Source organism: Pantoea sp. JZ29 (assembly GCF_035190385.1).
GTDB classification, from domain to species: Bacteria; Pseudomonadota; Gammaproteobacteria; order Enterobacterales; family Enterobacteriaceae; genus Pantoea; species Pantoea stewartii.
Genome location: NZ_CP045241.1, coordinates 2,941,361 through 2,966,681, shown reverse-complemented (window position 1 = coordinate 2,966,681; position 25,321 = coordinate 2,941,361). Strand labels below are relative to the sequence as shown.

Annotated in this window: 17 protein-coding genes; 12 read left to right on the top strand and 5 right to left on the bottom strand. The window is 52.6% G+C overall.

Annotation, left to right across the window (positions count from 1 at the left end):
• Positions 1-134: 134 nt before the first annotated feature.
• Positions 135-1,103 carry a thioredoxin-disulfide reductase gene (gene trxB / locus GC090_RS13775; protein WP_033737645.1) on the bottom strand — a complete coding sequence of 323 codons (969 nt, stop codon included), beginning with the start codon at positions 1,101-1,103 and terminating at the stop codon, positions 135-137.
• Between the two features lie 524 nt (positions 1,104-1,627).
• Between trxB and lrp the strand changes: the two genes are divergently transcribed.
• The 6 genes from lrp (at position 1,628) to GC090_RS13745 (ending at position 10,703) form a co-directional block, all read left to right on the top strand.
• Positions 1,628-2,122, top strand: coding sequence for a leucine-responsive transcriptional regulator Lrp (gene lrp / locus GC090_RS13770; protein WP_006118610.1), 495 nt, complete (start codon positions 1,628-1,630; stop codon positions 2,120-2,122).
• A gap of 118 nt (positions 2,123-2,240) precedes the next feature.
• The gene (locus tag GC090_RS13765; RefSeq protein WP_324020116.1) at positions 2,241-5,702 is read left to right on the top strand and encodes a DNA translocase FtsK 4TM domain-containing protein; all 3,462 of its coding nucleotides are present in this window, start codon (positions 2,241-2,243) and stop codon (positions 5,700-5,702) included.
• Positions 5,703-5,884: 182 nt separating this feature from the next.
• Positions 5,885-6,496 (top strand): outer membrane lipoprotein periplasmic chaperone LolA, encoded by a 612-nt coding sequence (gene lolA / locus GC090_RS13760; protein ID WP_324020114.1) that lies wholly within the window; start codon positions 5,885-5,887, stop codon positions 6,494-6,496.
• 7 nt (positions 6,497-6,503) lie between these two features.
• The gene (locus tag GC090_RS13755; RefSeq protein ID WP_133745304.1) at positions 6,504-7,847 is read left to right on the top strand and encodes a replication-associated recombination protein A; all 1,344 of its coding nucleotides are present in this window, start codon (positions 6,504-6,506) and stop codon (positions 7,845-7,847) included.
• A gap of 91 nt (positions 7,848-7,938) precedes the next feature.
• On the top strand, positions 7,939-9,231 hold the full coding sequence (gene serS / locus GC090_RS13750) for a serine--tRNA ligase (protein ID WP_039341327.1): 1,293 nt from the start codon (positions 7,939-7,941) through the stop codon (positions 9,229-9,231).
• Between the two features lie 317 nt (positions 9,232-9,548).
• Complete coding sequence (locus GC090_RS13745; protein ID WP_006118615.1) at positions 9,549-10,703, top strand: MFS transporter; 1,155 nt, start codon at positions 9,549-9,551, stop codon at positions 10,701-10,703.
• A 96-nt stretch (positions 10,704-10,799) separates the two neighbouring features.
• Here the strand turns inward: GC090_RS13745 and pflA are convergent, their stop codons facing one another.
• The 4 genes from pflA to ycaO form a co-directional block, all read right to left on the bottom strand.
• Complete coding sequence (gene pflA / locus GC090_RS13740) at positions 10,800-11,540, bottom strand: pyruvate formate lyase 1-activating protein (protein ID WP_039341323.1); 741 nt, start codon at positions 11,538-11,540, stop codon at positions 10,800-10,802.
• 153 nt (positions 11,541-11,693) lie between these two features.
• Entirely contained in the window at positions 11,694-13,976 is a 2,283-nt protein-coding gene (pflB, locus tag GC090_RS13735; RefSeq protein ID WP_324020110.1) for a formate C-acetyltransferase, read from the bottom strand.
• A 72-nt stretch (positions 13,977-14,048) separates the two neighbouring features.
• Complete coding sequence (gene focA / locus GC090_RS13730) at positions 14,049-14,909, bottom strand: formate transporter FocA (RefSeq protein ID WP_324020108.1); 861 nt, start codon at positions 14,907-14,909, stop codon at positions 14,049-14,051.
• A gap of 377 nt (positions 14,910-15,286) precedes the next feature.
• Positions 15,287-17,050 (bottom strand): 30S ribosomal protein S12 methylthiotransferase accessory factor YcaO, encoded by a 1,764-nt coding sequence (gene ycaO / locus GC090_RS13725; RefSeq protein ID WP_324020105.1) that lies wholly within the window; start codon positions 17,048-17,050, stop codon positions 15,287-15,289.
• A 310-nt stretch (positions 17,051-17,360) separates the two neighbouring features.
• Here ycaO and serC point away from each other — a divergent pair, with 310 nt between their 5' ends.
• The 6 genes from serC to GC090_RS13695 all read left to right on the top strand — a co-directional run bounded on the left by serC (position 17,361) and on the right by GC090_RS13695 (position 25,302).
• Complete coding sequence (gene serC, locus GC090_RS13720; protein ID WP_006118621.1) at positions 17,361-18,446, top strand: 3-phosphoserine/phosphohydroxythreonine transaminase; 1,086 nt, start codon at positions 17,361-17,363, stop codon at positions 18,444-18,446.
• Positions 18,447-18,526: 80 nt separating this feature from the next.
• On the top strand, positions 18,527-19,813 hold the full coding sequence (aroA, locus tag GC090_RS13715) for a 3-phosphoshikimate 1-carboxyvinyltransferase (protein ID WP_324020103.1): 1,287 nt from the start codon (positions 18,527-18,529) through the stop codon (positions 19,811-19,813).
• A gap of 189 nt (positions 19,814-20,002) precedes the next feature.
• Positions 20,003-20,683: a (d)CMP kinase gene (gene cmk / locus GC090_RS13710; protein ID WP_006118623.1), complete on the top strand. Its 681-nt coding sequence runs from the start codon at positions 20,003-20,005 to the stop codon at positions 20,681-20,683.
• A 121-nt stretch (positions 20,684-20,804) separates the two neighbouring features.
• Positions 20,805-22,478 carry a 30S ribosomal protein S1 gene (gene rpsA / locus GC090_RS13705; RefSeq protein WP_033737767.1) on the top strand — a complete coding sequence of 558 codons (1,674 nt, stop codon included), beginning with the start codon at positions 20,805-20,807 and terminating at the stop codon, positions 22,476-22,478.
• 82 nt (positions 22,479-22,560) lie between these two features.
• Positions 22,561-22,845 (top strand): integration host factor subunit beta, encoded by a 285-nt coding sequence (ihfB, locus tag GC090_RS13700; protein ID WP_003849360.1) that lies wholly within the window; start codon positions 22,561-22,563, stop codon positions 22,843-22,845.
• A gap of 201 nt (positions 22,846-23,046) precedes the next feature.
• Positions 23,047-25,302 (top strand): DNA internalization-related competence protein ComEC/Rec2, encoded by a 2,256-nt coding sequence (locus GC090_RS13695; protein ID WP_324020100.1) that lies wholly within the window; start codon positions 23,047-23,049, stop codon positions 25,300-25,302.
• The last annotated feature ends 19 nt before the right edge of the window (positions 25,303-25,321 follow it).

Genomic DNA, 25,321 nt, shown 5'->3' with positions numbered 1-25,321 from the left:
CGAAACCCAATGTGGCAAAGACAAATGAAATGAGGCTGGTCCTCACACCCGGCGCCTGAATTTAGCATGGTGATAATAAAAAAGGCGACTGAAAAACAGTCGCCTCAAACAATTAAGATCAGGTTATTAACAACTTACTTATCGTTCTTAACCAATCCGTCAAGATAACGCTCTGCATCTAACGCAGCCATACAACCGGTACCGGCAGAGGTAATGGCCTGACGGTAGATATGGTCCATGACGTCACCTGCGGCAAACACGCCAGGGATACTGGTTTGCGTGGCATTACCATGCAGGCCGGACTGTACCTTGATGTAGCCGTTTTCCAGCGCCAGCTGACCATCGAAAATCGCCGTATTCGGGCTGTGTCCGATAGCAACAAACAGGCCGGCAACGTCCAGCGTTTCGGTCTCTTCGGTATTCAGCGTTGAACGCAGCGTCAGCCCCGTCACGCCCATCTGATCGCCGACCACTTCTTCCAGCGTTCTGTGTGTATGCAACACGATATTGCCGTTGCTGACTTTTTCCATCAGACGATCAATAAGGATTTTCTCTGCGCGGAAGCTGTCGCGGCGGTGAATTAAATGCACTTCAGAGGCGATATTCGCCAGATAAAGTGCTTCTTCAACCGCGGTGTTTCCGCCACCGATAACGGCGACTTTTTGGTTGCGGTAGAAGAAACCATCACAGGTCGCACAGGCCGAAACGCCTTTGCCTTTAAAAGCGTCTTCCGACGGTAAGCCCAGATAGCGTGCTGATGCACCCGTGGCAATAATCAGCGCATCGGCAGTATATTCGCCACTGTCACCGGTCAGACGGAAGGGACGGTTCTGCAGATCGACCGTATGAATATGATCGAAAATAATTTCCGTGTTAAATTTCTCGGCATGCTCATGCATACGTTCCATCAGCGAGGGACCTGTCAGATCATGCGGGTCGCCCGGCCAGTTTTCCACTTCCGTCGTGGTGGTCAGCTGACCGCCTTTTTCCAGCCCGGTAATCAGTACTGGATTCAAATTGGCGCGTGCAGCATAGACGGCCGCGGTATAACCTGCCGGACCAGAGCCCAAAATGAGCAACTTACTGTGTTTAGCCGTACTCATGCGTTCCTCAGTTTTATTCACCTGACATAACCTGCGATTGTAGGGAATATGCCGTAGCAATGACAACACTTGCGCACTTTTGTTAGCGATTGCTGCAAACGGCGTAGACGATGAATGGCTTTTTCGCCTGCCTCCTGTGCCAAAAGGGGGCAAAAATTCAGTTTACAGACCACCATCGCACGAAAATACTCATTTAAAAACAGTGACCCAGCGAAGTGTCTGGCATCTTGTCCTGAATTTAGACATTTTACTTTGACAATCGCCTGCGCATTTGCGAAAACAGTGTGAGAAGCGAATAACTTAGTCTGAACAAAACGGGTGTTGCCGCCGGGTTTTGGGCAGAGTACCGAACGAATTTTATCGTCTGATATTGGTCATGACGCATGCGGTGGACAGACAGCATGCGTCATACAAATAGGTACGAATGCGCTCAGACGCCGTTATTTCACTTCAAAAATGCCCCGAACAATGACCGTTTTCAGGGGATGGCAGGTAAAGGGAAGGAATGAAGAGAGACAATAATAATGGTAGATAATAAGAAACGCCCCGGTAAGGATCTCGACAGGATCGACAGAAACATTCTCAATGAATTGCAGAAAGACGGTCGCATCTCAAACGTGGAACTTTCCAAACGTGTAGGATTATCTCCTACACCTTGTCTTGAGCGTGTACGCCGTCTTGAACGCCAGGGATTCATCCTTGGCTATACTGCGCAACTCAACCCTCACTACCTGGATGCTTCATTACTGGTATTTGTTGAGATTACTCTGAATCGTGGCGCACCTGATGTGTTTGAGCAATTTAACGCCGCTGTGCAAAAACTTGAAGAAACTCAAGAGTGTCACCTGGTTTCTGGTGATTTCGACTACCTGCTTAAAACGCGCGTGCCTGATATGTCCGCTTACCGCAAGCTGCTGGGTGAAACCTTGCTGCGCCTGCCAGGCGTAAACGACACGCGTACTTATGTGGTGATGGAAGAGGTCAAACAGAGCAATCGTCTGGTGATCAAAACGCGCTGATGCGTGGCAGGTGCAAAGCCTGAGAAATTTCGGTACACTCCTGTGAATACATACAGGACCAGCGTCGGGTGAGCCCGACGCTGTTGTTTCTTACTTTACAGGCACCTGGAGAGATCTCTTGAGCCAGGAATACACAGAAGATAAAGACGTTTCGTTACAGTCGCTGAGCAGCGGACGCCGTCTGCTGGAAGCGTTACTTATTTTGGTGGCATTGTTCGCCATCTACCTGATGGTTTCCCTGGTCAGCTTTAATCCTTCCGATCCGAGCTGGTCGCAAACGGCCTGGCATGAACCTATCCATAACATGGGTGGCACAGTCGGCGCATGGCTGGCTGATACGTTGCTTTTCATCTTTGGTGTGATGGCCTATGCCATTCCGCCGGTCATACTGGGGCTGTGCTGGATAGCGTTTCGCCAGCGGGATAACCAGGATTATGTGGACTACTTTGCCATTGGTTTACGCTTAATCGGTGTCCTGGCCCTGGTCGTCACCACCTGTGGGATGGCCGCGCTCAACGCGGACGACATCTGGTATTTCGCTTCCGGAGGCGTCATTGGCAGCCTCGTCAGTAATGCCATTTCACCCTGGTTCAGTCCGGCAGGTGGCACACTGACTTTGCTCTGCATCTGGGCCGCAGGGATCACGCTGTATACGGGCTGGTCATGGTTAACCATTGCGGAAAGAATCGGTGGCGTGGTCATGGGCGTGCTGACATTCGCCAGCAACCGCTCACGTCATGATGAACCCTGGCATGAAGAGGACGAAGCAGACGATTATCACGAGAGCGCACCCGTCCTTCATGCTCAGACGGACGACGACGATGACGTATTGCTAACCGCGCCGCGTAAGGCGCAGCCCGATCTGGATGCGCATGATCCACTGTTAGCCAGGGCCGCCACCGCCACCCGCGCCGCTGTTGCGGCCACAGCCGAAGTATCTGCGACCACGACACCGACGGCAAGCGCTCAGGCTACTGCCACAGCACCTGCGCAGCCTGCTGCCGCAACAATGGCGGCAACGCCTGTCAGTGCGCCATCAGCTTCACCTGAGCCTGAACAGGTTGCAGCGACGCCTGAACCTGTTTCGCCTGTTGCGGCATCGCCTCATCCTTCCCCGGTGACGCACACTGCACCGCGCGAGCCGATGTCACAGGAGAAGCCTCTCACTGAACCGCCGCGCTACCGCTTTGAGTTACCGGACGATGCACCGGCGGCTGCCCCGCACTTTACCGCTTATGAGGATGACGAACCCAAAATGGGTAACTGGCGTGAAGCCACGTCGGCAGCCTCGCTGAACAGCGCTGCCGTTGCCGGTGCTGCGGCAACCGCAGCATCATCAGCATCCTCACCGCTGTTTGAACCTGTCCCTGAAACGGTGTCGAATCCACAGGTGAAACAGGGGATTGGTCCGGCGCTGCCGCGGCCTAATCCGGTTAAACTGCCTACCCGACGTGAGCTGGCCTCGTATGGTATTAAACTGCCTTCACAGCGTATGGCGGAAGAAAAAGCCAAACGTGCTGAACTGCCGTCATCACAACCTACGAAAGAAGATACGTCACTCACTGACTGGTCAGCAGAGGAGCAGGATGCGCTGCAACAGGCAGAGTTGCGTCAGGCGTTCCAGTCAGAGCAGCAGCAACGCTATGGCGAAAGCTGGCAGCAGGACGACGCGCACGAGGACGATGAGCTGGCATTGCAGCAGGCCTCGCTGGCGCGTCAGTTCGCACAGCAACAGCAACAGCGCTATGAAACGGTGCCTGAAGACAATGCACCCGTTTTCAATCTGGATACGTCAGCGGCCTTCGATTTCTCCCCAATGAAGGACCTGGTCGACGATGGCCCTGTCGAGCCGCTGTTCACCATTGCAGCATCGCCGGACGTCAGCGAGGTCGCGCCACAACATGAGCCCTGGCAGCACGTTCAGGCTGCACCAGAACAGCCTGCGGCTCAGCGTGTAGAATCGGCCCAGACCTTTGCGGCCGATCATTTTGCCGCGCCTGCGCAGCAGCCGGAGCCGGTCACGGAGGCGAAGCCATCCGTGCATGACAGCCTGATTCACCCCTTCCTGATGCGTCACGAGCAGCCACTGGAAAAACCTTCTACACCCTTACCGTCACTCGATCTCCTGACCGCGCCGCCGGAAGAGGAAGAACCGGTTGATATGTTTGCCCTTGAGCAGACAGCAAGACTGGTTGAAGCGCGTCTGGGTGACTACCGCGTCAAGGCCGAGGTGGTGGGCATTTCGCCAGGACCTGTGATTACCCGTTTTGAACTGGATCTCGCGCCGGGCGTGAAAGCGGCGCGTATCTCTAACCTGTCACGCGATTTGGCCCGCTCCCTGTCGACTACGGCAGTGCGTGTGGTTGAAGTGATCCCTGGCAAACCCTATGTTGGTCTGGAATTACCCAACCGACATCGCCAGACCGTTTACCTGCGTGAAGTGCTGGATTGTCCAAAATTCCGTGACAATCCCTCGCCGCTGTCTGTGGTGCTGGGTAAAGATATTGCCGGCCAGCCGGTCGTCGCCGATCTGGCTAAAATGCCACACTTACTGGTAGCGGGTACAACCGGTTCCGGTAAGTCCGTCGGCGTGAATGCGATGATCCTCAGCATGCTGTATAAAGCCACGCCGGAAGACGTGCGCTTTATTATGATTGACCCCAAGATGCTCGAGCTTTCCGTTTACGAAGGCATTCCGCATCTGCTGACCGAAGTCGTGACCGATATGAAAGATGCGGCGAACGCGCTGCGCTGGAGTGTCGGTGAGATGGAGCGTCGCTATAAGCTGATGTCGGCGCTGGGTGTACGTAATCTGGCTGGCTACAACGAAAAAGTGGCGCAGGCGGATGCAATGGGGCGGCCGATTCCCGATCCGTTCTGGAAGCCAGGCGACAGCATGGATATGACGCCGCCAGTGCTGGAAAAACTGCCTTACATCGTGGTGATGGTGGATGAGTTCGCCGATTTGATGATGGCTGTCGGTAAGAAAGTGGAAGAACTGATTGCACGTCTTGCACAGAAAGCGCGTGCGGCGGGAATCCACCTTGTTCTGGCAACCCAGCGTCCGTCAGTTGACGTCATTACCGGCCTCATCAAAGCCAACATTCCTACCCGTATCGCGTTTACTGTCTCAAGTAAAATTGACTCGCGAACCATCCTTGATCAGGGCGGTGCAGAATCGTTACTGGGGATGGGCGATATGCTTTACATGCCGCCCAACTCATCAATGCCGGTGCGTGTTCACGGTGCCTTTGTGCGCGATCAGGAAGTACATGCTGTCGTGCAGGACTGGAAAGCGCGCGGGCGTCCGCAATATATTGAAAGCATTACGGCGGGCGAAGAAAGTGAAGGCGGGGGCGGCATTGACAGCGATGAAGAACTCGATCCGTTGTTCGATCAGGCTGTTGCCTTTGTGGTGGATAAGCGACGCGCCTCGATTTCGGGCGTACAGCGTCAGTTCCGTATCGGTTATAACCGTGCTGCGCGCATCATTGAACAGATGGAAGCACAGGGCATCGTCTCGTCACCGGGCCACAACGGTAACCGTGAAGTGCTCTCTCCACCACCCCATGATATGTAAAGCCTGAACGATAAGCTTTGAAACACAAAACAATGAGCCAGTTTCCACTGGCTCATTGTTTTTTAGCGGTTAACCCCCATAGTTGATTAGTGTTTCGGTTTTTTCTCCTGTATTAAACGCAGGACAGCGACCAGGCTTAGTCACGTGATCAACGGGAAACGATTTAATAAGGATTTAAGCAGATGAAATTACGCGTAATCGCCTTAGGCCTGCTGGCCGCTTTGGGGTCAGCCAACGTTCTCGCCGATGCGTCGAGCGACCTGCAACAGCGGCTTAATAAAGTTAACAGCTTCCACGCCAGCTTTACTCAAAAGGTGACCGATGGAAGCGGTGCCAACGTGCAGGAGGGTGAAGGCGAGCTCTGGGTTAAGCGCCCCAGTCTGTTCAACTGGCATATGACCGCACCCGACGAGAGCATCATTATTTCTGACGGGAAATCGTTATGGTTCTATAACCCGTTTGTTGAACAAGCTACGGTCAGCCTGTTGAAGAATGCGACCAGCAATACACCGTTTATGTTGATTGCCCGTAATCAGGCCAGTGACTGGCAGCAATACAACGTAAAACAGCAGGGTGACAAATTTGAACTGACGCCGAAGAAAAGCGATGGCAACCTCAAGCAGTTCACGATTGACGTGACGCCAGATGGCACCATTAATCAGTTTAGCACCATCGAGCAGGATGGGCAGCGCAGTAACTACCAGCTAAAGAGCCAGAAAAACGGCCCGATTAGCCCGGATAAATTCACATTCACCCCGCCAAAAGGCGTCACGGTGGATGACCAACGTCAGTGAGGTGGTAGTGGGTAACCTGTCCCTGGATTTTTCCAGTGAAGATTTTAAACCGCTGGCCGCGCGTATGCGGCCAGCAACCCTGAAGCAATACATTGGACAGCAGCACCTGCTGGCTGCGGGTAAACCGTTGCCGCGCGCGATCGAAGCGGGGCACCTGCACTCCATGATTCTCTGGGGACCGCCAGGGACAGGAAAAACAACGCTGGCCGAGATTATCGCTCACTATGGCAATGCGGACGTTGAGCGTATTTCTGCGGTCACCTCTGGTGTCAAAGAGATTCGTGAAGCCATTGAACGCGCAAGGCTGAGCAAGCAGGCGGGCCGCCGCACTATCCTGTTTGTAGATGAAGTCCATCGCTTCAACAAAAGTCAGCAGGATGCGTTTCTTCCCCATATTGAAGACGGCACTATCACGTTTATCGGTGCCACGACAGAAAATCCCAGCTTTGAGCTGAACTCCGCACTGCTGTCACGTGCTCGTGTCTATTTACTTAAATCCCTGACCACAGAAGATATTGAGCAGGTGCTTGACCAGGCGATGCAGGATGCCAGTCGGGGTTATGGCAACAGCGATATCCTGTTACCTGACAATACGCGGCGTATGATTGCGGAACTGGTCAACGGCGATGCACGACGTGCTCTGAATACGCTGGAAATGATGGCCGATATGGCCGAAACCAACGGCACAGGCAAACGTGAGCTGACGCCCCAGTTGCTGACCGAAGTGGCGGGGGAACGGTCTGCCCGGTTCGATAATAAAGGCGATCGCTTTTATGACCTGATTTCTGCCTTGCATAAATCCGTCCGGGGATCGGCGCCGGATGCCGCCCTGTACTGGTACGCCCGTATTATTACCGCCGGTGGCGATCCGCTGTATGTCGCGCGTCGGCTACTGGCCATTGCGTCTGAAGACGTCGGCAATGCCGATCCACGAGGCATGCAGGTGGCTATTGCGGCCTGGGACTGTTTCACCCGGGTTGGTCCGGCAGAAGGGGAGCGAGCGATTGCGCAGGCCATTGTCTATCTCGCCTGTGCGCCAAAAAGTAACGCCGTCTATAACGCGTTTAAGGCGGCGATGCGTGATGCACGCGACCATCCAGATTTCGATGTTCCCGATCATTTGCGCAATGCCCCCACGAAGCTAATGAAAGAGATGGGGCTGGGCGAAAGCTATCGCTATGCGCATGACGAAGCCAATGCCTATGCTGCGGGTGAAGTCTATTTCCCACCCGAAATGGCGCAAACGCGTTACTATCATCCCACTCAACGCGGTCTTGAAGGCAAAATTGGCGAAAAGCTGGCCTGGCTGACCGAACTCGATCAAAATAGCCCGACAAAACGCTACCGCTGAAACAGACGTTGCGGTAATGTGGTCAATGTTTTCAACGCATTCCAGCGGGAGTGCGTCCCCTTCTTTTAACTCATAAATACACAGGATAAGCATGCTCGATCCCAATCTGCTGCGTAATGAGCCAGACGCAGTCGCAGAAAAACTGGCACGCCGAGGATTTAAACTGGATGTGGAAATGCTGCGTTCGCTCGAAGAGCGTCGCAAAGTCTTGCAGGTTGAAACGGAAAACCTGCAGGCCGAGCGCAACTCCCGCTCCAAATCCATCGGTCAGGCCAAAGCACGTGGGGAAGACATCGAGCCACTGCGTCAGGAAGTGAACAGCCTGGGCGAACGCCTGGATGCGGCTAAAGCAGAACTGGACGAGCTGCAAAATCAGATCCGCGATTTCAGCCTGGCGCTGCCGAATCTTCCTGCGGATGAAGTGCCGCTGGGGAAAGACGACACGGAAAACCTGGAAATCAGTCGCTGGGGTGAACCCCGCCAGTTTGATTTTGAGGTGAAAGATCACGTTGAGCTGGGCGAAGCGGCTAAAGGGCTGGACTTTGCTGCGGCAGTGAAACTCACCGGCTCACGCTTCGTGGTTATGCAAGGCCAGATTGCTCGCCTGCACCGTGCGCTCAGCCAGTTCATGATTGACCTGCACACGGAACAACATGGTTATCTGGAAACTTACGTCCCTTACCTGGTCAACCATGCGACCTTATACGGTACAGGCCAGTTACCTAAGTTTGGTGAAGATCTGTTCCATACCCGCCCGCTGGAAGAAGAATCCGAAAGCAGCCATTACGCGCTCATTCCGACCGCTGAAGTGCCGCTGACTAACCTTGTGCGGGATGAAATTGTTGAAGAAGAGAGCCTGCCGCTGAAGCTTACGGCACATACACCCTGCTTCCGCTCTGAAGCAGGCTCCTATGGCCGTGATACGCGTGGGCTCATCCGTATGCACCAGTTCGACAAAGTTGAAATGGTACAAATCGTCGCGCCTGAAACCTCTATGGATGCGCTGGAAGAGCTGGTTGGCCATGCTGAAAAAGTGTTGCAACTGCTGAACCTGCCGTATCGCAAGGTCTTGCTGTGCAGCGGTGATATGGGCTTTGGTGCGACAAAAACCTACGATTTAGAAGTATGGTTACCGGCGCAAAATACCTACCGTGAAATCTCTTCTTGCTCAAACATGGGGGATTTCCAGGCTCGCCGTATGCAGGCGCGAACCCGCAATAAGCAGGATAAAAAACCGCGTCTGGTGCATACCCTGAATGGCTCGGGCCTGGCCGTAGGACGTACACTGGTTGCCGTGCTGGAAAATTACCAGCAGCAGGACGGCCGCATCGCCGTGCCAGAGGTATTACGTCCTTATATGAACGGCCTGGAATTTATTGGCTAAGCGTTCACCCTGTCTTAAATAACCCAGCTCAGGCTGGGTTTTTTTATCTTTACCGCAAGGCATCCTTCAACACGTTTAAAATTTATCACAAATAAACATTATCGATGACGACGCGGGCAGAAAGCGTAAAAATTCAGATTATCATAGAGATAGCGCAAAGTTATCTGATGCCTGACAGATGGCTAACTTACTGAAGATAAATAATTTAAATGGTCACGCAGCAAAATGTGCTGCACCCTCATTCCTCCCGTTGACTTTACAACGCGCGATGGCAAACTGCGCGCAATTTCCTTCATTTCTTTTGGTTTTTATCCCCTATGTCGACCTGGTCACGTCCTGTGATATTGCTGCTCTGCGGCCTGTTATTAATGACCGTTTCCATTGCGGTACTGAATACGTTAGTGCCCCTTTGGCTGACGCATGATGCGCTGGCAACATGGCAGGTAGGCGTGGTGAGTTCGTCGTATTACACCGGTAACCTGCTGGGCACTTTAGTGGCTGGCTGGCTGATCAAGCGATACGGTTTTAACCGAAGCTATTATCTGGCGACCGGCCTTTTTGCGCTGTCGACACTGTGCATGCTGGCGCTGGAAGGATTCTGGGCATGGACATTGCTGCGCTTCACGGCCGGTATCGGCTGCGCGTTAGTCTGGGTCGTGGTGGAAAGCGCATTGTTATGCAGTGGAACAGTACGTAACCGTGGGCAGTTGCTCGCTGCCTATATGATCGTCTATTACCTGGGTACGGTTGCCGGACAACTGCTGGTGAGCAAACTGTCTACCGAATTACTGAGTGTGATTCCCTGGGTAACCGCCACGGTCATCAGCGCCATCTTACCGTTAATCTTCACGCAGGTTTCTGCCAACAGCGATACCGTAGAAGCTACGCCAGGCGGACGAATTTTACCTATGCTGCGTCGTCGCAGTTCTCGTCTCGGCATTAACGGCTGTATTATTTCTGGCATTGTTCTGGGATCGCTGTACGGCTTGATGCCGCTCTATCTTTCTCATCAGGGTATGAGTGATGCCAACGTGGGTTACTGGATGGCCTTGCTGGTGAGTGCCGGCATTGTCGGGCAGTGGCCGATTGGTCGGCTTGCTGACCGCTTTGGCCGCATGATGGTACTGCGAGTGCAGGTATTTGTGGTGATCCTCGGCGCGATTGCGATGCTGACAAATGCCGCAATGGCCCCAGCCCTGTTTGTGCTGGGGCTGGCAGGTTTTACGCTTTATCCGGTCGCTATGTCATGGGCCTGCGAAACCGTGGCGCACCATGAACTGGTGGCAATGAATCAGGCGCTGTTACTGAGCTACACCGTGGGCAGCCTGGCCGGACCAAGCATGACGGCCATGCTGATGCAAAGTTATTCCGACCGTCTGCTGTTCGTTATGATCGCGGCGGTAGCGCTGGTTTACCTAGTCATGTTACTGCGTAAAGCCGATCACCATGCCACGCCAGTGGCACATGCCTGATCATAACGATAACCAGGCGGTGACACTTAACCTTCGCCGTCTGGCTGCGCTGACTGTCAGACGGTTATCGTTTACTGACTGCGGTGACGTGGCCTGTCAATACATCACTTCATGTCCGTAGCTGGCAAGAATATGCTTGACCCGTTCCATGGTCGCTTTACTGGGCGGTTTTACACCGTCGAGCTTGTACTCTTCACCCATCGCAATCCATTTATGCTTACCCAGCTCGTGATAAGGCAGAAGCTCAATCTTCTCCACATTTGCCATATCCTGCGTAAATGCACCTAAGCGATGGACACTGTCATCATCATCAGAATAGCCGGGCACGACGACGAAACGAATCCACGTCCGTTTTCCTTTCTTCTGAAGATAGCGCGCAAAATCGAGTGTGCGATGATTCGACACACCGACAAGAATCTGGTGGATGTCATCGTTCATCTGCTTGAGGTCAAGCATCACCAAATCTGTTGCATCCAGTAATTCATCAATAACGGGATCGTAGCGGCGGACAAAGCCGTTGGTGTCAAGGCAGGTATGAATGCCCTCAGCTTGACATGCGCGAAACCAGTCGCGCACAAACTCCGCCTGCAAAATGGCCTCACCGCCTGAAGCCGTCACCCCGCCACCGGACGCATTCATGAAATGGCGATAAGACAGAACGTCCGCCATGAGCGCGTCGACGGTAATTTCTTTGCCGCAATGCGTGTCCCATGTATCACGGTTGTGGCAGTACAGGCAGCGCATCAGGCAGCCCTGAAAAAAGGTGATAAAACGGATGCCGGGACCGTCTACGGTTCCGCATGATTCAAATGAGTGGATGCGACCAATGGCAGACATTGCGATGTATTCTCCTGATGAGCCTGCGAAGCAGGTGGCGCACTCTCCGGTGCGCTCTGAACGGGAAATCAATTTTGGTGGTTATCCGTCATACAGACAGCGACCAAACCTGACTCGAAAGAAGAGGCTCCATGAAGGAGCCTCAAGGGTGAACTAGAGTGACTGGGTAAAGGTACGGGTAATCACGTCCTGCTGCTGCTCTTTGGTGAGCGAGTTAAAGCGAACGGCATAGCCCGAAACGCGGATGGTTAACTGAGGATATTTCTCAGGGTTATCCATTGCGTCCATCAACATTTCCCGGTTCATCACGTTAACATTCAGATGCTGGCCGCCTTCAATACTGGCCTCATGATGGAAGTAACCATCCATTAGTCCTGCCAGATTGGTTTTACGTACATTATCATCTTTGCCAAGCGCATTAGGCACGATGGAGAAAGTATAAGAGATACCGTCTTTAGCGTACGCAAAGGGTAATTTCGCTACCGAGGTCAGCGATGCTACCGCTCCTTTCTGGTCGCGACCGTGCATGGGGTTAGCGCCGGGGCCAAAGGGGGCGCCTGCACGGCGGCCGTCTGGCGTATTACCGGTTTTCTTGCCATAAACGACGTTAGAGGTAATGGTCAGAACGGACTGCGTTGGCACCGCGTTGCGATATGTTTCCAGTTTCTGAATTTTCTTCATAAACCGTTCAACCAGGTCGCATGCTAGGTCGTCCACGCGCGGATCGTTGTTACCGAACTGGGGATAGTCGCCTTCGATGTCGAAATCAATTGCCAGGCCATCTTCATCACGTACGGGTTTCACTTTGGCATATTTAATGGCTGAGAGTGAATCCGCAGCTACAGACAGTCCGGCGATACCGCAGGCCATGGTGCGGTAAACATCACGATCGTGCAGCGCCATGAGTGACGCTTCATAGCTGTATTTATCATGCATGAAGTGGATGATGTTCAGTGCGGTGACATACTGTTTTGCCAGCCAGTCCATGAAGTGATCCAGACGGGCCATCACGACGTCGAAATCGAGCACTTCATCCATGATTTTGGCTTCTTTCGGCCCCACCTGCATTTTCAGTTTTTCGTCCATGCCGCCGTTGATCGCGTACAGCAAGGTTTTTGCCAGGTTGGCGCGGGCACCAAAGAACTGCATTTGCTTGCCGACGATCATAGGGCTGACACAGCAGGCAATGGCGTAATCATCGTTGTTAAAGTCAGGACGCATCAGGTCGTCATTTTCATACTGCAGTGACGAGGTGTCGATTGAAACTTTAGCCGCATATTTTTTGAAGTTAACGGGCAGTTTTTCAGACCACAGAATGGTCATGTTTGGTTCAGGGGAGGGGCCCATGGTGTACAGCGTGTTCAGGAAACGGAACGTGGTTTTACTGACCAGCGTGCGACCATCAACGCCCATCCCCGCCAGCGATTCGGTGGCCCAGATAGGGTCGCCAGAAAACAGCTCATCGTATTCCGGTGTACGCAGGAAGCGGACCATGCGCAGTTTCATGACCAGATGGTCAATCAGTTCCTGTGCCTGCTCTTCGTTCAGTTTACCTGCCTGGAGGTCGCGTTCGATGTAGATATCGAGGAAAGTCGACACCCGGCCAAAAGACATGGCCGCGCCGTTCTGTGATTTAACTGCAGCCAGATAGCCATAATAGGTCCACTGAACGGCTTCAGCCGCGTTGGTGGCCGGGCCAGAAATATCATGACCGTATTTGGCTGCCATCGCTTTAATTTGTTCAAGCGCACGGTGCTGATCAGCAATTTCTTCCCGCAGGCGAATCGTGGCTTCCAGGTTTACGCCGTTTTCAAGATCGTTTTGCAGTGAGGTGAACTGAGCAAACTTATCCGTCATCAGATAATCAATGCCGTATAGGGCAACACGACGATAATCACCAATGATGCGTCCACGACCATAAGCATCAGGCAGGCCGGTCAATACGCCAGATTTACGGCAGCGTAAAATGTCAGGTGTATAAACATCAAAAACACCCTGGTTATGCGTTTTGCGGTATTCCGTGAAAATCTTTTTCAGAGACGCGTCGAGTTCACGACCATAGACCTTGCATGAGCCTTCAACCATTTTGATACCGCCAAAAGGAATAATGGCGCGTTTCAACGGGGCTTCGGTTTGCAGGCCAACAATTTTTTCCAGTGATTTATTGATGTAACCGGCATCGTGGGAAGTGATGGTTGAGGCAAGATCGGTATCAAAATCGACTGGTGCATGGGTGCGGTTTTCAATTTTGATGCCTTCCAGCACGCTCTCCCACAGTGTTGTGGTGGCCTCGGTGGCACCGGCCAGAAAGGACTCGTCGCCTTCATAAGGCGTATAGTTTTTCTGAATAAAGTCGCGTACGTTGACGCTGTTCTGCCATTCGCCTTCAGTAAATCCCTGCCAGGCTGAAGCGAGTTTTGCATTACGTTCGGTCATAATATACCTGCCTTATTTAAGGAGACTTTTGCTCTCGGGCGTACCAGGCTGCGATATGCCGTTGAGACAGGATTAGTGCGTTTCTTTACCACCGCGTAAGTAAATTACCCAGTAGGTCAATCCGACTAGCAGGCCGCCGCCAATGATGTTACCGAGCGTGACCGGAATCAGATTGTCGAAAATAAAGTTTTTAACGGTGAGGGCCGGGAACTGTGCTGTTGTGGCCCCTGCGGCCTGCCAAAACTCAGGCCCGGAAAAGTCGCGTATCACGATCGCGAAAGGAATCAAAAACATATTGGCGATACTGTGTTCAAAACCACAGGCGACAAACATGGCCACCGGCAAAATCATAATCAGGCTTTTATCGGTCAATGTCCGTCCTGAATAGCTCATCCAGACCGCCAGGCAGACCATCAAATTGGCCAATGTGCCGAGGCAAACGGCTTCGATAAAAGTATGATGCATTTTATGGTCGGCTGTTTGCAGGACGTTTAATCCCCACGCGCCGTTTGCCACCATCTGTTCACCGGAGAACCACATGAGCGTGACGAAAAATAACGCGCCAGCCAGGTTACCGATATAAACGGTTATCCAGTTTCGTGCCAGTTGCCCCCAGGTGATGCGTCCACTGGCTTTGGCGACCACAATGAGGACGGTAGATGTGAACAGATCGGCACCGCATACCACGACCAGTATGAGTCCCAGTGAAAAACAGATGCCGCCGATCAGTTTTGCCAGGCCATAAGGCACAGCACCGCTGCCCGTGGTAGCCGTGATGTAAAACACGAAAGCAATCGAGATGAACATGCCCGCAGTAAAGGCCAGAAAGGTCGTGGTGAGGGGATGTTTAGTGGCTTTATAAACGCCAGCATCTTCAGCCACTTTCGCCATCGCGGCGGGTAATAACAGATTAAAAGGATTGTCAGCTTTCACACTAACTCACTCCAAAAGTTGTCTGAAAAAATGATAACAAAGGCAACAGTTACAGAAGTTGATTTGGATCATGATCAGCCATGCAAGGACGGAGCGTGTTTCACTGAAAGACGGGATTTTTGCGGTTAATTTATTGAAATATAATGATTAAAAATATTTTAAATTATGCAGTTTTTGTTTAATGGAGGGCGAAGTGCCGTCAAGACGATCTCTGCGGAGTTAACGAAATGCATCTGTTATGTTGCTTTAAATAATGATGATAAAAACGCTGAACAATACATCCCTTAAATACTTATTCTCAAAAAAAGAAAGGCACCCATTAAATAAGGTGCCTGTGAGATTATTATCGCTTTATCCTGAAACAGAGCCGCGAAAGATTAGGCGTTTTTCCAGTAAAGACGTTTCGCCTTTTGCAGCTTTTCATAGGCAGCAAGCAAAGCCTGATGAGCAGGGAAAGCCTTAAGATCGCTGTCTACCGGCTGGAGGCCATTGAAGGCCGCCTCACCGCTGATTGCGGCCGAGGCGGCGTCGACAGCGTCAGCACCATACATACGCACAAAGGCTGCGTGATACTCAAGCGGATTCCGCTCATCTTCCATCGCCAGCAGCAGCAGAGTTTGCAGACAGCGGTAATAATTTGCACGCTCCGGGCTGAATACGGAGCCATTAAATTCCATTGTCCATTCCGTCCAGATCAGCGCCTGATCGAGATCACCGCCAGCCAGGGCCAGCATGGCTTTGAGTTCGCCAATGCGCAGCGTGTACCAGCCGTTATCTTTGCCTGTCGCCAGTCCCAGCAACTCGCGGACACGCGTGAAGTCATCAAAACCTTCTTCGTCCAGCTGAGAAATTAAATCCAGGTACTCTTCCGGATTCCAGTTGCTGCCGGGCAGGGCCAGAAGCGTTTCACGAATACCTGCACCCATGCTGTTATTCGCCAGCAACAAGTCTTCAGCCGGATAAATATCTGACATACCGGGCACAATAATGCGGCAGGCATACACACCGAGGTGCTCATAATCAGCGATGTAAACGTCCTGACCTTCGGCTTTGAAAATCGCCATGAGCGTACTGAATTCCTGCTCGGTGGTGTCATCAAATTTCCAGTCAACGAAGGGATAATCCGCTGTTTCTTTAAACAGATCCCAGGAGATCAGGCCGCTTGAATCGATAAAGTGGGTTTCCAGGTTGGCGTGCTCTGCCACTTCTTCATCATCAAACGTGGGCGGCGTGAACACATCCAGATCTTTCAGGCTGCGGCCCTGAAGCAGTTCGGTAACGGTACGCTCCAGCGCGACACCAAAATCAGGGTGCGCGCCAAAAGAGGCGAAACAGGTGCCGTTGGCAGGATTAAACAGCACAACGCAGATAACCGGATATTTCCCACCCAGTGACGCGTCATAGGCAAAAATCGGGAACCCTTCGGCTTCCAGACGGGCGATGGCCTCAACCACATCGGGGTAACGCGCCATCACGGATTCAGGAATGGCAGGCAGGCTGATGGACTCGGCGATGATACGATTTTTAATATAGCGCTCGAAAACTTCTGACAGCCCCTGTACCCGTGCCTCGTTGGCCGTGTTGCCGGCGGACATGCCGTTCGACACATACAGGTTACCGATAATATTCATCGGAATATAAACGGTCTGCTGATCGGACTGACGGGTAAAGGGCAGGGCGCAGATGCCGCGTGCGCTATTACCCGACTGGAGATCGATTAAATCTGAAGCGGAGAGGGCGTTTTCAGGATCGTAAAAGGCGCGCAGGCGCGCATCCAGGATGCCTTCAGGCAGGCTGTCGTCTTCAGGCAGAGCAAACCATTTTTCATTGGGATAGTGAACAAAATCCCCCTGGGCGATACTGTTGCCAAGCCAGAAATCAGCAAAAAAGTAATTCGTGGACAGGCGTTCAAAATATTCCCCCAGCGCCGAGGCCAGAGCGGCTTTTTTGCTGGCGCCCTTACCATTGGTGAAGCAGAGGGGGCAGTCGCGATCACGAATGTGGACAGACCAGACGTGTGGCACAGGATTCAGCCAGGAGGCTTCTTCAATATTAAAACCCAGATCCTGTAATTTGGTCTGGAAGCGTGAAATGGAGTCTTCCAGGGCGGCATCTTTGCCCGGGATAAAAGTTTGCGTCATGGTGCCGCTCTCTCTGTAAATGGGGAGACATAAAGCGCGCAATGATACGTTTTTTACCGTCTGTTCGCTATCAAGACGCCGCAATTTTACCGTCGTTTTTCTCATGCTTTGTCATCTGAGCCAAAGCCGGGACTGCATGAAAGGAAGCCGCCTCACAATATTTCGTGCCGGATTACATTGGTAATATAACCTTCGGTGCGTCATGCCGAAAAAATGTGACCGCAGTTCGATTTATGATTGCAGCCACCAGAAGGCAGTGATAAAACCGAATCGTTATTCATAACCGTTCGATATGACAGTGGTGAGGGAAATGACGCAAATTTATAATTTTAGCTCTGGGCCAGCGATGCTGCCGAGCGAAGTACTCCGCCGTGCAGAACAAGAACTGACAAACTGGCATGGTCTGGGAACTTCAGTAATGGAGATCAGCCACCGCAGTAAAGAATTTATTCAGGTGGCAGAAGAGGCTGAAGCGGACTTCCGCGATCTGCTGAAAATTCCTTCCAATTACAAAGTATTATTCTGTCATGGCGGCGCACGTGCGCAGTTTGCTGCTGTACCGGGCAATTTACTCGGCAGTGCGACCAGTGCGGACTATGCAGATGGAGGCTACTGGGCTCACAGTGCCATTAAAGAAGCGGAAAAATATTGCTCACCGCGGACGCTGGATGTCAAAACGACCCAAGAAGGTAAGCGCGCCATCCTGCCGATGCGCGAATGGGATGTCAGCGACACGGCCGCCTATTTGCATTTTTGCCCAAATGAAACCATTGACGGTCTGGCTATTGACGAAGAGCCTGACTTTGGTGACAAGGTTGTGGTCGCCGATCTTTCCTCCACCATTCTGTCACGCCCAATTGATATCAAGCGCTATGGTGTGATTTACGCAGGTGCGCAGAAAAATATTGGTCCGGCTGGCCTTACCCTGGTTATCGTACGGGACGATCTTCTCGGCAACGCGCATCAAAGCGTGCCTTCCATCCTTGACTACACCGTTCTGGCTGAAAATGATTCCATGTTTAACACGCCACCTACGTTTGCCTGGTATCTGAGTGGCCTGGTCTTTAAGTGGCTGAAGCAGAAGGGTGGTGTCGCTGAGATGGAAAAAATTAATCAGGCAAAAGCCGGATTACTCTATGGTCTCATCGATAACAGCGATTTTTACCGTAACGATGTGGCACTGCAAAACCGTTCCCGAATGAACATTCCTTTCCAACTGGCTGATGCCTCGCTGGACAGCCTCTTCCTGGAAGAGTCATTTAAGGCAGGTCTGCACGCATTAAAAGGTCACCGTGTTGTGGGCGGCATGCGTGCCTCAATCTACAATGCGATGCCATTGGAAGGCGTTAAAGCGCTGACCGATTTCATGATTGATTTCGAACGCCGCCACGGCTAAGTCTTTCACTGTCAGTGGAATGACTGACACCCGACTCCGCCCTCTGGCGGAGTCATCGTTTTTTAAGGATTACGTTTCACATGCAAGATTCCCTGACCCTTCAGCCCATCGCTCGCGTTAATGGTACGGTTAATTTGCCCGGTTCCAAAAGCGTGTCAAACCGTGCGCTTCTGCTTGCTGCACTGGCGAAAGGTAAAACCCGATTAACTAATCTGCTGGACAGCGACGATGTTAAGCACATGCTTAATGCGCTTGATGCACTGGGTGTTGAGTTCACGCTTTCCAGCGATCGTACGGTGTGCGAGGTGACAGGAAAGGGTGGGCCGCTGCATGCATCACAGCCCACAGAGCTGTTTCTGGGCAACGCCGGCACCGCTATGCGGCCCCTTGCGGCAGCGCTTTGCCTGGGTGAGCAGGATGTCGTCCTGACGGGCGAACCACGCATGAAAGAACGCCCTATCGGGCACCTGGTCGATGCACTACGGCAAGGTGGGGCTACTATAGACTATCTCGAAAATACAGATTATCCCCCAGTCCGCCTGCGGGGTGGGTTTACTGGCGGCGACGTTACAGTAGATGGCAGCGTATCCAGCCAGTTTTTGACTGCGCTTCTGATGATGGCTCCGTTAGCTGAAAATCCTACCCGTATCAGCATTAAAGGTGAGCTGGTTTCCAAACCTTACATCGATATTACTCTGCACCTGATGCGCTGCTTTGGTGTCGAGGTTGAGAATCAGCAGTATCAACACTTCCTGATTAAGGGTAAACAGCACTACCAGTCACCAGGTGAATATCTGGTGGAGGGGGATGCGTCTTCTGCCTCCTATTTTCTTGCCGCAGCCGCAATCAAAGGCGGTACCGTGCGTGTCACCGGCATTGGTCGCAACAGCGTACAAGGCGATATTCGCTTTGCGGATGTACTCGAAAAGATGGGTGCATCAATTGAGTGGGGCGATGACTATATTGCCTGCACGGCCGGGACATTACGCGCTATTGATATGGATATGAACCATATTCCTGATGCTGCCATGACCATTGCCACTGCGGCATTGTTTGCAGAAGGTACGACGCAACTGCGCAATATTTATAACTGGCGAGTTAAAGAAACGGATCGTCTGACGGCTATGGCAACCGAGTTGCGTAAAGTCGGTGCCGAGGTGGAAGAAGGGCACGATTTTATTCGCATCACGCCGCCTGAGACGTTGAAGCATGCCGACATCGGCACGTATAACGATCACCGTATGGCGATGTGTTTCTCGCTGGTTGCGCTGTCCGATACGCCCGTTACCATTCTTGATCCAGGCTGTACGGCAAAAACCTTCCCTGATTATTTTAAACAGCTGCAAAAAATTAGCGAAAACGCCTAATCCCCTCGCCCGATGTCGTGCATCGGGCTCATCATCTTCAGGACGCTTTTCCACGCCAGAGGCCTTTTTCCTGGCTAAATTTCTCATTGCCTCTTCTCAAAAGGTAACTAAGCGTCGCCGGGCAGCGTATAATGCCCGACATTTGTGACGGCCAACCGGCCAAAATGCGCGCAGCAACAGGAGGGAATGATGACAGCAACTGCCCCGGTCATAACAATTGATGGGCCAAGTGGCGCGGGAAAGGGCACCCTGTGCAAGGCGATGGCGGAAGCATTACAGTGGCATTTACTGGATTCCGGCGCAATTTATCGTGTACTGGCCTTAGCCGCATTACATCATCAGGTCGATATTGAGTCTGAAGAGGCGTTAGTGCCTATCGCCGCCCATCTGGATGTGCGTTTCCTTTCTCATCATGGCGAAATGCAGGTCATCCTGGAAGGGGAAGACGTCACCAGCGAAATTCGTACCCAGGAAGTCAGTAATACCGCCTCACGCGTCGCGGCTTTCCCTCGCGTTCGGGAAGCGCTGTTACGTCGTCAACGCGCGTTTCGCGAGGAACCCGGTTTGATTGCAGACGGGCGGGATATGGGCACCGTCGTTTTCCCCGATGCGCCTGTAAAGATTTTCCTTGATGCCAGCCCGGAAGAACGTGCTCAGCGACGTATGCTACAGTTGCAGGAGAATGGCTTTAATGTTAACTTTGATCGCCTTTTAGCCGAGATAAAAGAACGCGACGACCGCGATCGCAACCGCGCTATCGCACCGTTAGTCCCTGCCGCTGATGCTTTGGTGTTGGATTCAACCCAGATGTCCATCGAGCAGGTTATTGATAACGCGTTAAATTATGCCCGCAAAACGCTTGGTGTGTAATCTTCCGGCTTAAACGAATGTATTAACCCTGTGCCACGGATCCGGTGCAGGGCATGTGAAACAACCCCATCCGACATGATGTCAGATGGACGTTAAATTGAAGAATCCTAAGATTATCAATATGACTGAATCTTTTGCTCAACTATTTGAAGAATCCCTGAAAGAAATCGAAACCCGCCCGGGTTCCATCGTTCGTGGCGTTGTTGTCTCTATCGACAAAGACGTTGTTCTGGTTGATGCGGGCCTGAAATCTGAATCTGCAATCCCTGCAGAGCAGTTCAAAAACGCAGCCGGCGAACTGGAAATCCAGGTTGGTGACGAAGTTGACGTTGCTCTGGACGCAGTGGAAGATGGCTTCGGTGAAACTCTGCTGTCACGTGAGAAAGCTAAGCGTCACGAAGCTTGGATCACGCTGGAAAAAGCTTACGAAGAAGCTGAAACTGTTACCGGTATTATCAACGGCAAAGTCAAAGGTGGCTTCACAGTTGAGCTGAACGGTATCCGTGCGTTCCTGCCAGGTTCACTGGTTGATGTGCGTCCAGTACGCGACACACTGCACCTGGAAGGCAAAGAGCTTGAATTCAAAGTGATCAAGCTTGATCAGAAACGCAACAACGTCGTGGTTTCACGTCGTGCGGTTATCGAATCTGAGAACAGCGCAGAGCGCGATCAGCTGCTGGAAAACCTGCAGGAAGGCATGGAAGTTAAAGGTATCGTTAAGAACCTCACTGACTACGGCGCATTCGTTGATCTGGGCGGTGTTGACGGCCTGCTGCACATCACTGACATGGCCTGGAAGCGCGTTAAGCATCCAAGCGAGATCGTGAATGTTGGCGATGAAATCAACGTTAAAGTCCTGAAATTCGACCGCGAGCGTACCCGTGTATCTCTGGGTCTGAAGCAGCTGGGCGAAGATCCATGGGTGGCTATCGCTAAGCGCTATCCAGAAGGCACCAAGCTGACTGGTCGTGTAACCAACCTGACTGACTACGGCTGCTTCGTTGAAATCGAAGAAGGCGTTGAAGGCCTGGTACACGTTTCAGAAATGGACTGGACCAACAAAAACATCCATCCGTCTAAAGTTGTAAACGTAGGCGATGTGGTTGAAGTGATGGTTCTGGACATCGATGAAGAGCGTCGTCGTATCTCCCTGGGTCTGAAGCAGTGCAAATCTAACCCATGGCAGCAGTTCGCTGAGACCCACAACAAAGGCGATCGCGTTGAAGGTAAAATTAAGTCAATCACTGACTTCGGTATCTTCATCGGCCTGGACGGTGGCATCGACGGTCTGGTTCACCTGTCTGACATCTCCTGGAACGCGACTGGCGAAGAAGCCGTTCGTGAGTACAAAAAAGGCGACGAAATCGCTGCCGTTGTACTGCAGGTTGATGCAGAGCGCGAGCGTATCTCTCTGGGCGTGAAACAGCTGGCAGAAGATCCGTTCAACAACTACATCACTTTGAACAAGAAAGGTGCTATCGTCACCGGTAAAGTGACTGCAGTTGATGCGAAAGGTGCTACAGTTGAATTGGCAGACGGCGTTGAGGGTTACCTGCGCGCTTCTGAAGCTTCAATGGACCGTATCGAAGACGCTACACTGGTTCTGAACGTCGGTGACGACGTTGAAGCTAAATTTACCGGCGTTGACCGTAAAAACCGCGTAGTGAGCCTGTCTGTTCGTGCGAAAGACCAGGCTGACGAGAAAGAAGCTATCAACACTGTTAACACCAAACAGGAAGAAGGCAACTTCTCAAGCGCAATGGCTGAAGCGTTCAAAGCGGCTAAAGGCGAGTAATCGACCTTGCACCGGGCGGATTTATCCGCCCGGTTTCGGTAAAGGCTGTCATACATTCCTGTAGGGATTAACCGGAGGTTACATGACCAAGTCAGAATTGATTGAAAGGCTGGCGGGACAGCATACTCATATACCGGCGAAAGTCGTTGAGGATGCAGTCAAAGAGATGCTTGAGCACATGGCCACAACGCTGGCACAGGGCGAACGCATTGAAATCCGGGGATTCGGCAGCTTTTCGTTGCACTATCGCGCACCGCGCACTGGCCGTAACCCGAAAACGGGTGACAAAGTGGATCTGGAAGGTAAATACGTTCCCCACTTCAAGCCGGGCAAAGAACTGCGTGACCGTGCTAACATCTACGGCTAAGCCGATACCGAAACGCCTAAACGACATCTCCGGATGTCGTTTTTTTTTGCCCGCGTGATTATGTTCGCTCTCCCGCAAAAAAATGCGTCTGCGCTGCAACGAATTATCCTCTCTGGAAACCCTTTCTTAATTCACTCTTTACGCGCTTTACCCTGAAAGTCTGAAGGACATACTTACGCCAGTTCATCAGCGGGATACGGTATGTTGACATGGATTGGACTGGCGAGACTGGCCTCGCTGACCGCGTTACCCTTACTGATCGTGCCTCAGCTCCCTTCGCGAACGTTTATTGTCGTGATGCTGCTGTGTGGCACTTGTCTGGTGGCGATGTCCGTACGTTATGTCCGCATCGCAGGCTGTGCGCTTTTGCTGGCCGCCTGGGGGCTGGTTAATGCGCAATCCCTGGTCAACGACACGGAATGGATGAGTACCCGACCCGCCTGGTTTGTCGTGCAAATTAAAGAGGTAAAACAAGACGCGTCACGTATTCGGGTCAGAATGTTGAAAGCGGGAAACCGGATTTTCTTTCCTCCCCGTTTTGCCTGGCTGTCACTGCAGGATAACGCTACAGCCTATTGTCCGGGGCAGCGCTGGCAAATGCGGCTCAGGTTACGCGCTGTTCATGCCAGACTCAATGAGGGAGAATTCGACGCACAACGCTTTGCCATGGCGAATCATACCCCGGTGCAGGGGCGCATTATCAAGCAACATCCTGTGCAGTCTGAATGCAGCTGGCGTTGGCAGCATATTCGTGGCCACAGGCAACATTACGAACATTTACCCGCTTCGGCTACGCTGGAGGCACTGGCTTTTGGCATTCGCGACAATCTGAGTGAGGCAACCCGTCAGCTGTTACGTGATACCGGAACGGCGCATCTTATGGCCATTTCAGGTATGCACATTGGCCTGGCCGCGGGCACCGGATGGCTACTGGCGCGGGGCAGCCAGTTTTTGTTACCGGCACGCTGCATTAGCTATCTGTATCCGCTCATTGTCAGTTGGCTCTGTGCCGCACTCTATACGTGGCTTTCAGGGGCCCAGGCGCCAGCGCAGCGGGCATTACTGGCACTGACGCTATGGGCAATAACACGTATAACAGGTATACAGCTCAGCCCCTGGCAAATCTGGACGCTCTGCGTAGGGTTGTTGCTGGCACTGGATCCGCTTACCGTTCTCTCGGACAGCTTCTGGCTGTCGGTGCTGGCGGTGGGGATGTTGCTGACCTGGTATCGCTGGTTTCCTCTGGCCGAGCGCTTTCGTGACAGGCGGCGCTGGTTTTTACTGCAACTCCTTCATCTGCAACTGGGAATGATGATCCTGATGGTGCCGCTTCAGGCCGCATTATTTAATGGCATCAGCCTGACCGCGCTGTTCGCTAATCTGTTTGCGATTCCTGTCGTGTCGTTTATTACGGTGCCATTGATACTCATCACCCTGTTGCTACCTTTCCCGGCATTATCAGTGTGGGGGTGGCAGGCGGCCGATCTGTCCCTGCGGTTTCTGTTCTCCGGCCTTGCCCTGCTACCGGCAGGCTGGTGGCCGCTGCAAGGCGCACCTTTCCTGATAATAGCCATATGGGGAGGGCTACTCCTGTGGCGTTCCGGCGTACTGTTCTCCATGCCGTTCAGTTGTAGCGCTGTCGCACTGGCAATCCTGTTTTCCCGCCATGCTAAGCCGGAAGCGCTATGGCGCATTGATATGCTGGACGTGGGGCATGGATTGAGCGTCGTCGTCAGTCAGGGCGGTGAAGCGGTGCTCTACGATACCGGTCCACGCTGGAAATACAGCGATGCAGGGAGCCGCGTTATTCTGCCCTGGCTTGAACGTAAAGGACTCAGACTGCGGGAGGTTATTCTCAGCCATCGGCATCTTGACCATACCGGCGGGCTGTCGGCTATTTTGCAACATGTCCCTACTGTACGGGTGCGCAGCGGACTTACAGAAAGCGGGCATTTACCCTGTGTACGCGGTACCACATGGCGCTGGAAACGGCTACATTTCCGGGTGCTCTGGCCAGCAACGTCTCCCAACCAGGGGGAAAACAACGATTCATGCGTGGTGAGTGTGGATGATGGAAGCGTCCGTTTGTTACTCATAGGCGATCTGGAAACCGAGGCGGAGCGGCAGTTAGTGCGGCTGGAAAAGCAGCAGTTAAAGGCGGATATTCTGCAGGTACCTCATCATGGCAGCCGGACATCCTCATCGCGCATACTGCTGCGCAGCATCGCCGGCCATACCGCAATCGCCTCTGTAGCACGCTATAATGCGTGGCGAATGCCCGCGAAGTCCGTGCTGCGAAATTACCGTGAACACGCTTATGACTGGCGTGATACTGGTCAGTCCGGACAAATAAGTATCAAAATAGAGGCAAACACCGTGCAGGTTTTTTCCTTCAGAGAACAATTAGTGCCCCGTTGGTATCATCAGTGGTTTGGCGTCAAACGCGAATCCAGGTAGAATGACCGGCTATTTCCAA

Coding starts and splice junctions, on each gene's coding strand:
- trxB (WP_033737645.1), bottom strand. CDS start 1,103: ATGAGTACGGCTAAACACAGTAAGTTGCTCATTTTGGGCTCTGGTCCG.
- lrp (WP_006118610.1), top strand. CDS start 1,628: ATGGTAGATAATAAGAAACGCCCCGGTAAGGATCTCGACAGGATCGAC.
- lolA (WP_324020114.1), top strand. CDS start 5,885: ATGAAATTACGCGTAATCGCCTTAGGCCTGCTGGCCGCTTTGGGGTCA.
- serS (WP_039341327.1), top strand. CDS start 7,939: ATGCTCGATCCCAATCTGCTGCGTAATGAGCCAGACGCAGTCGCAGAA.
- GC090_RS13745 (WP_006118615.1), top strand. CDS start 9,549: ATGTCGACCTGGTCACGTCCTGTGATATTGCTGCTCTGCGGCCTGTTA.
- pflA (WP_039341323.1), bottom strand. CDS start 11,540: ATGTCTGCCATTGGTCGCATCCACTCATTTGAATCATGCGGAACCGTA.
- pflB (WP_324020110.1), bottom strand. CDS start 13,976: ATGACCGAACGTAATGCAAAACTCGCTTCAGCCTGGCAGGGATTTACT.
- ycaO (WP_324020105.1), bottom strand. CDS start 17,050: ATGACGCAAACTTTTATCCCGGGCAAAGATGCCGCCCTGGAAGACTCC.
- serC (WP_006118621.1), top strand. CDS start 17,361: ATGACGCAAATTTATAATTTTAGCTCTGGGCCAGCGATGCTGCCGAGC.
- aroA (WP_324020103.1), top strand. CDS start 18,527: ATGCAAGATTCCCTGACCCTTCAGCCCATCGCTCGCGTTAATGGTACG.
- cmk (WP_006118623.1), top strand. CDS start 20,003: ATGACAGCAACTGCCCCGGTCATAACAATTGATGGGCCAAGTGGCGCG.
- rpsA (WP_033737767.1), top strand. CDS start 20,805: ATGACTGAATCTTTTGCTCAACTATTTGAAGAATCCCTGAAAGAAATC.
- ihfB (WP_003849360.1), top strand. CDS start 22,561: ATGACCAAGTCAGAATTGATTGAAAGGCTGGCGGGACAGCATACTCAT.
- GC090_RS13695 (WP_324020100.1), top strand. CDS start 23,047: ATGTTGACATGGATTGGACTGGCGAGACTGGCCTCGCTGACCGCGTTA.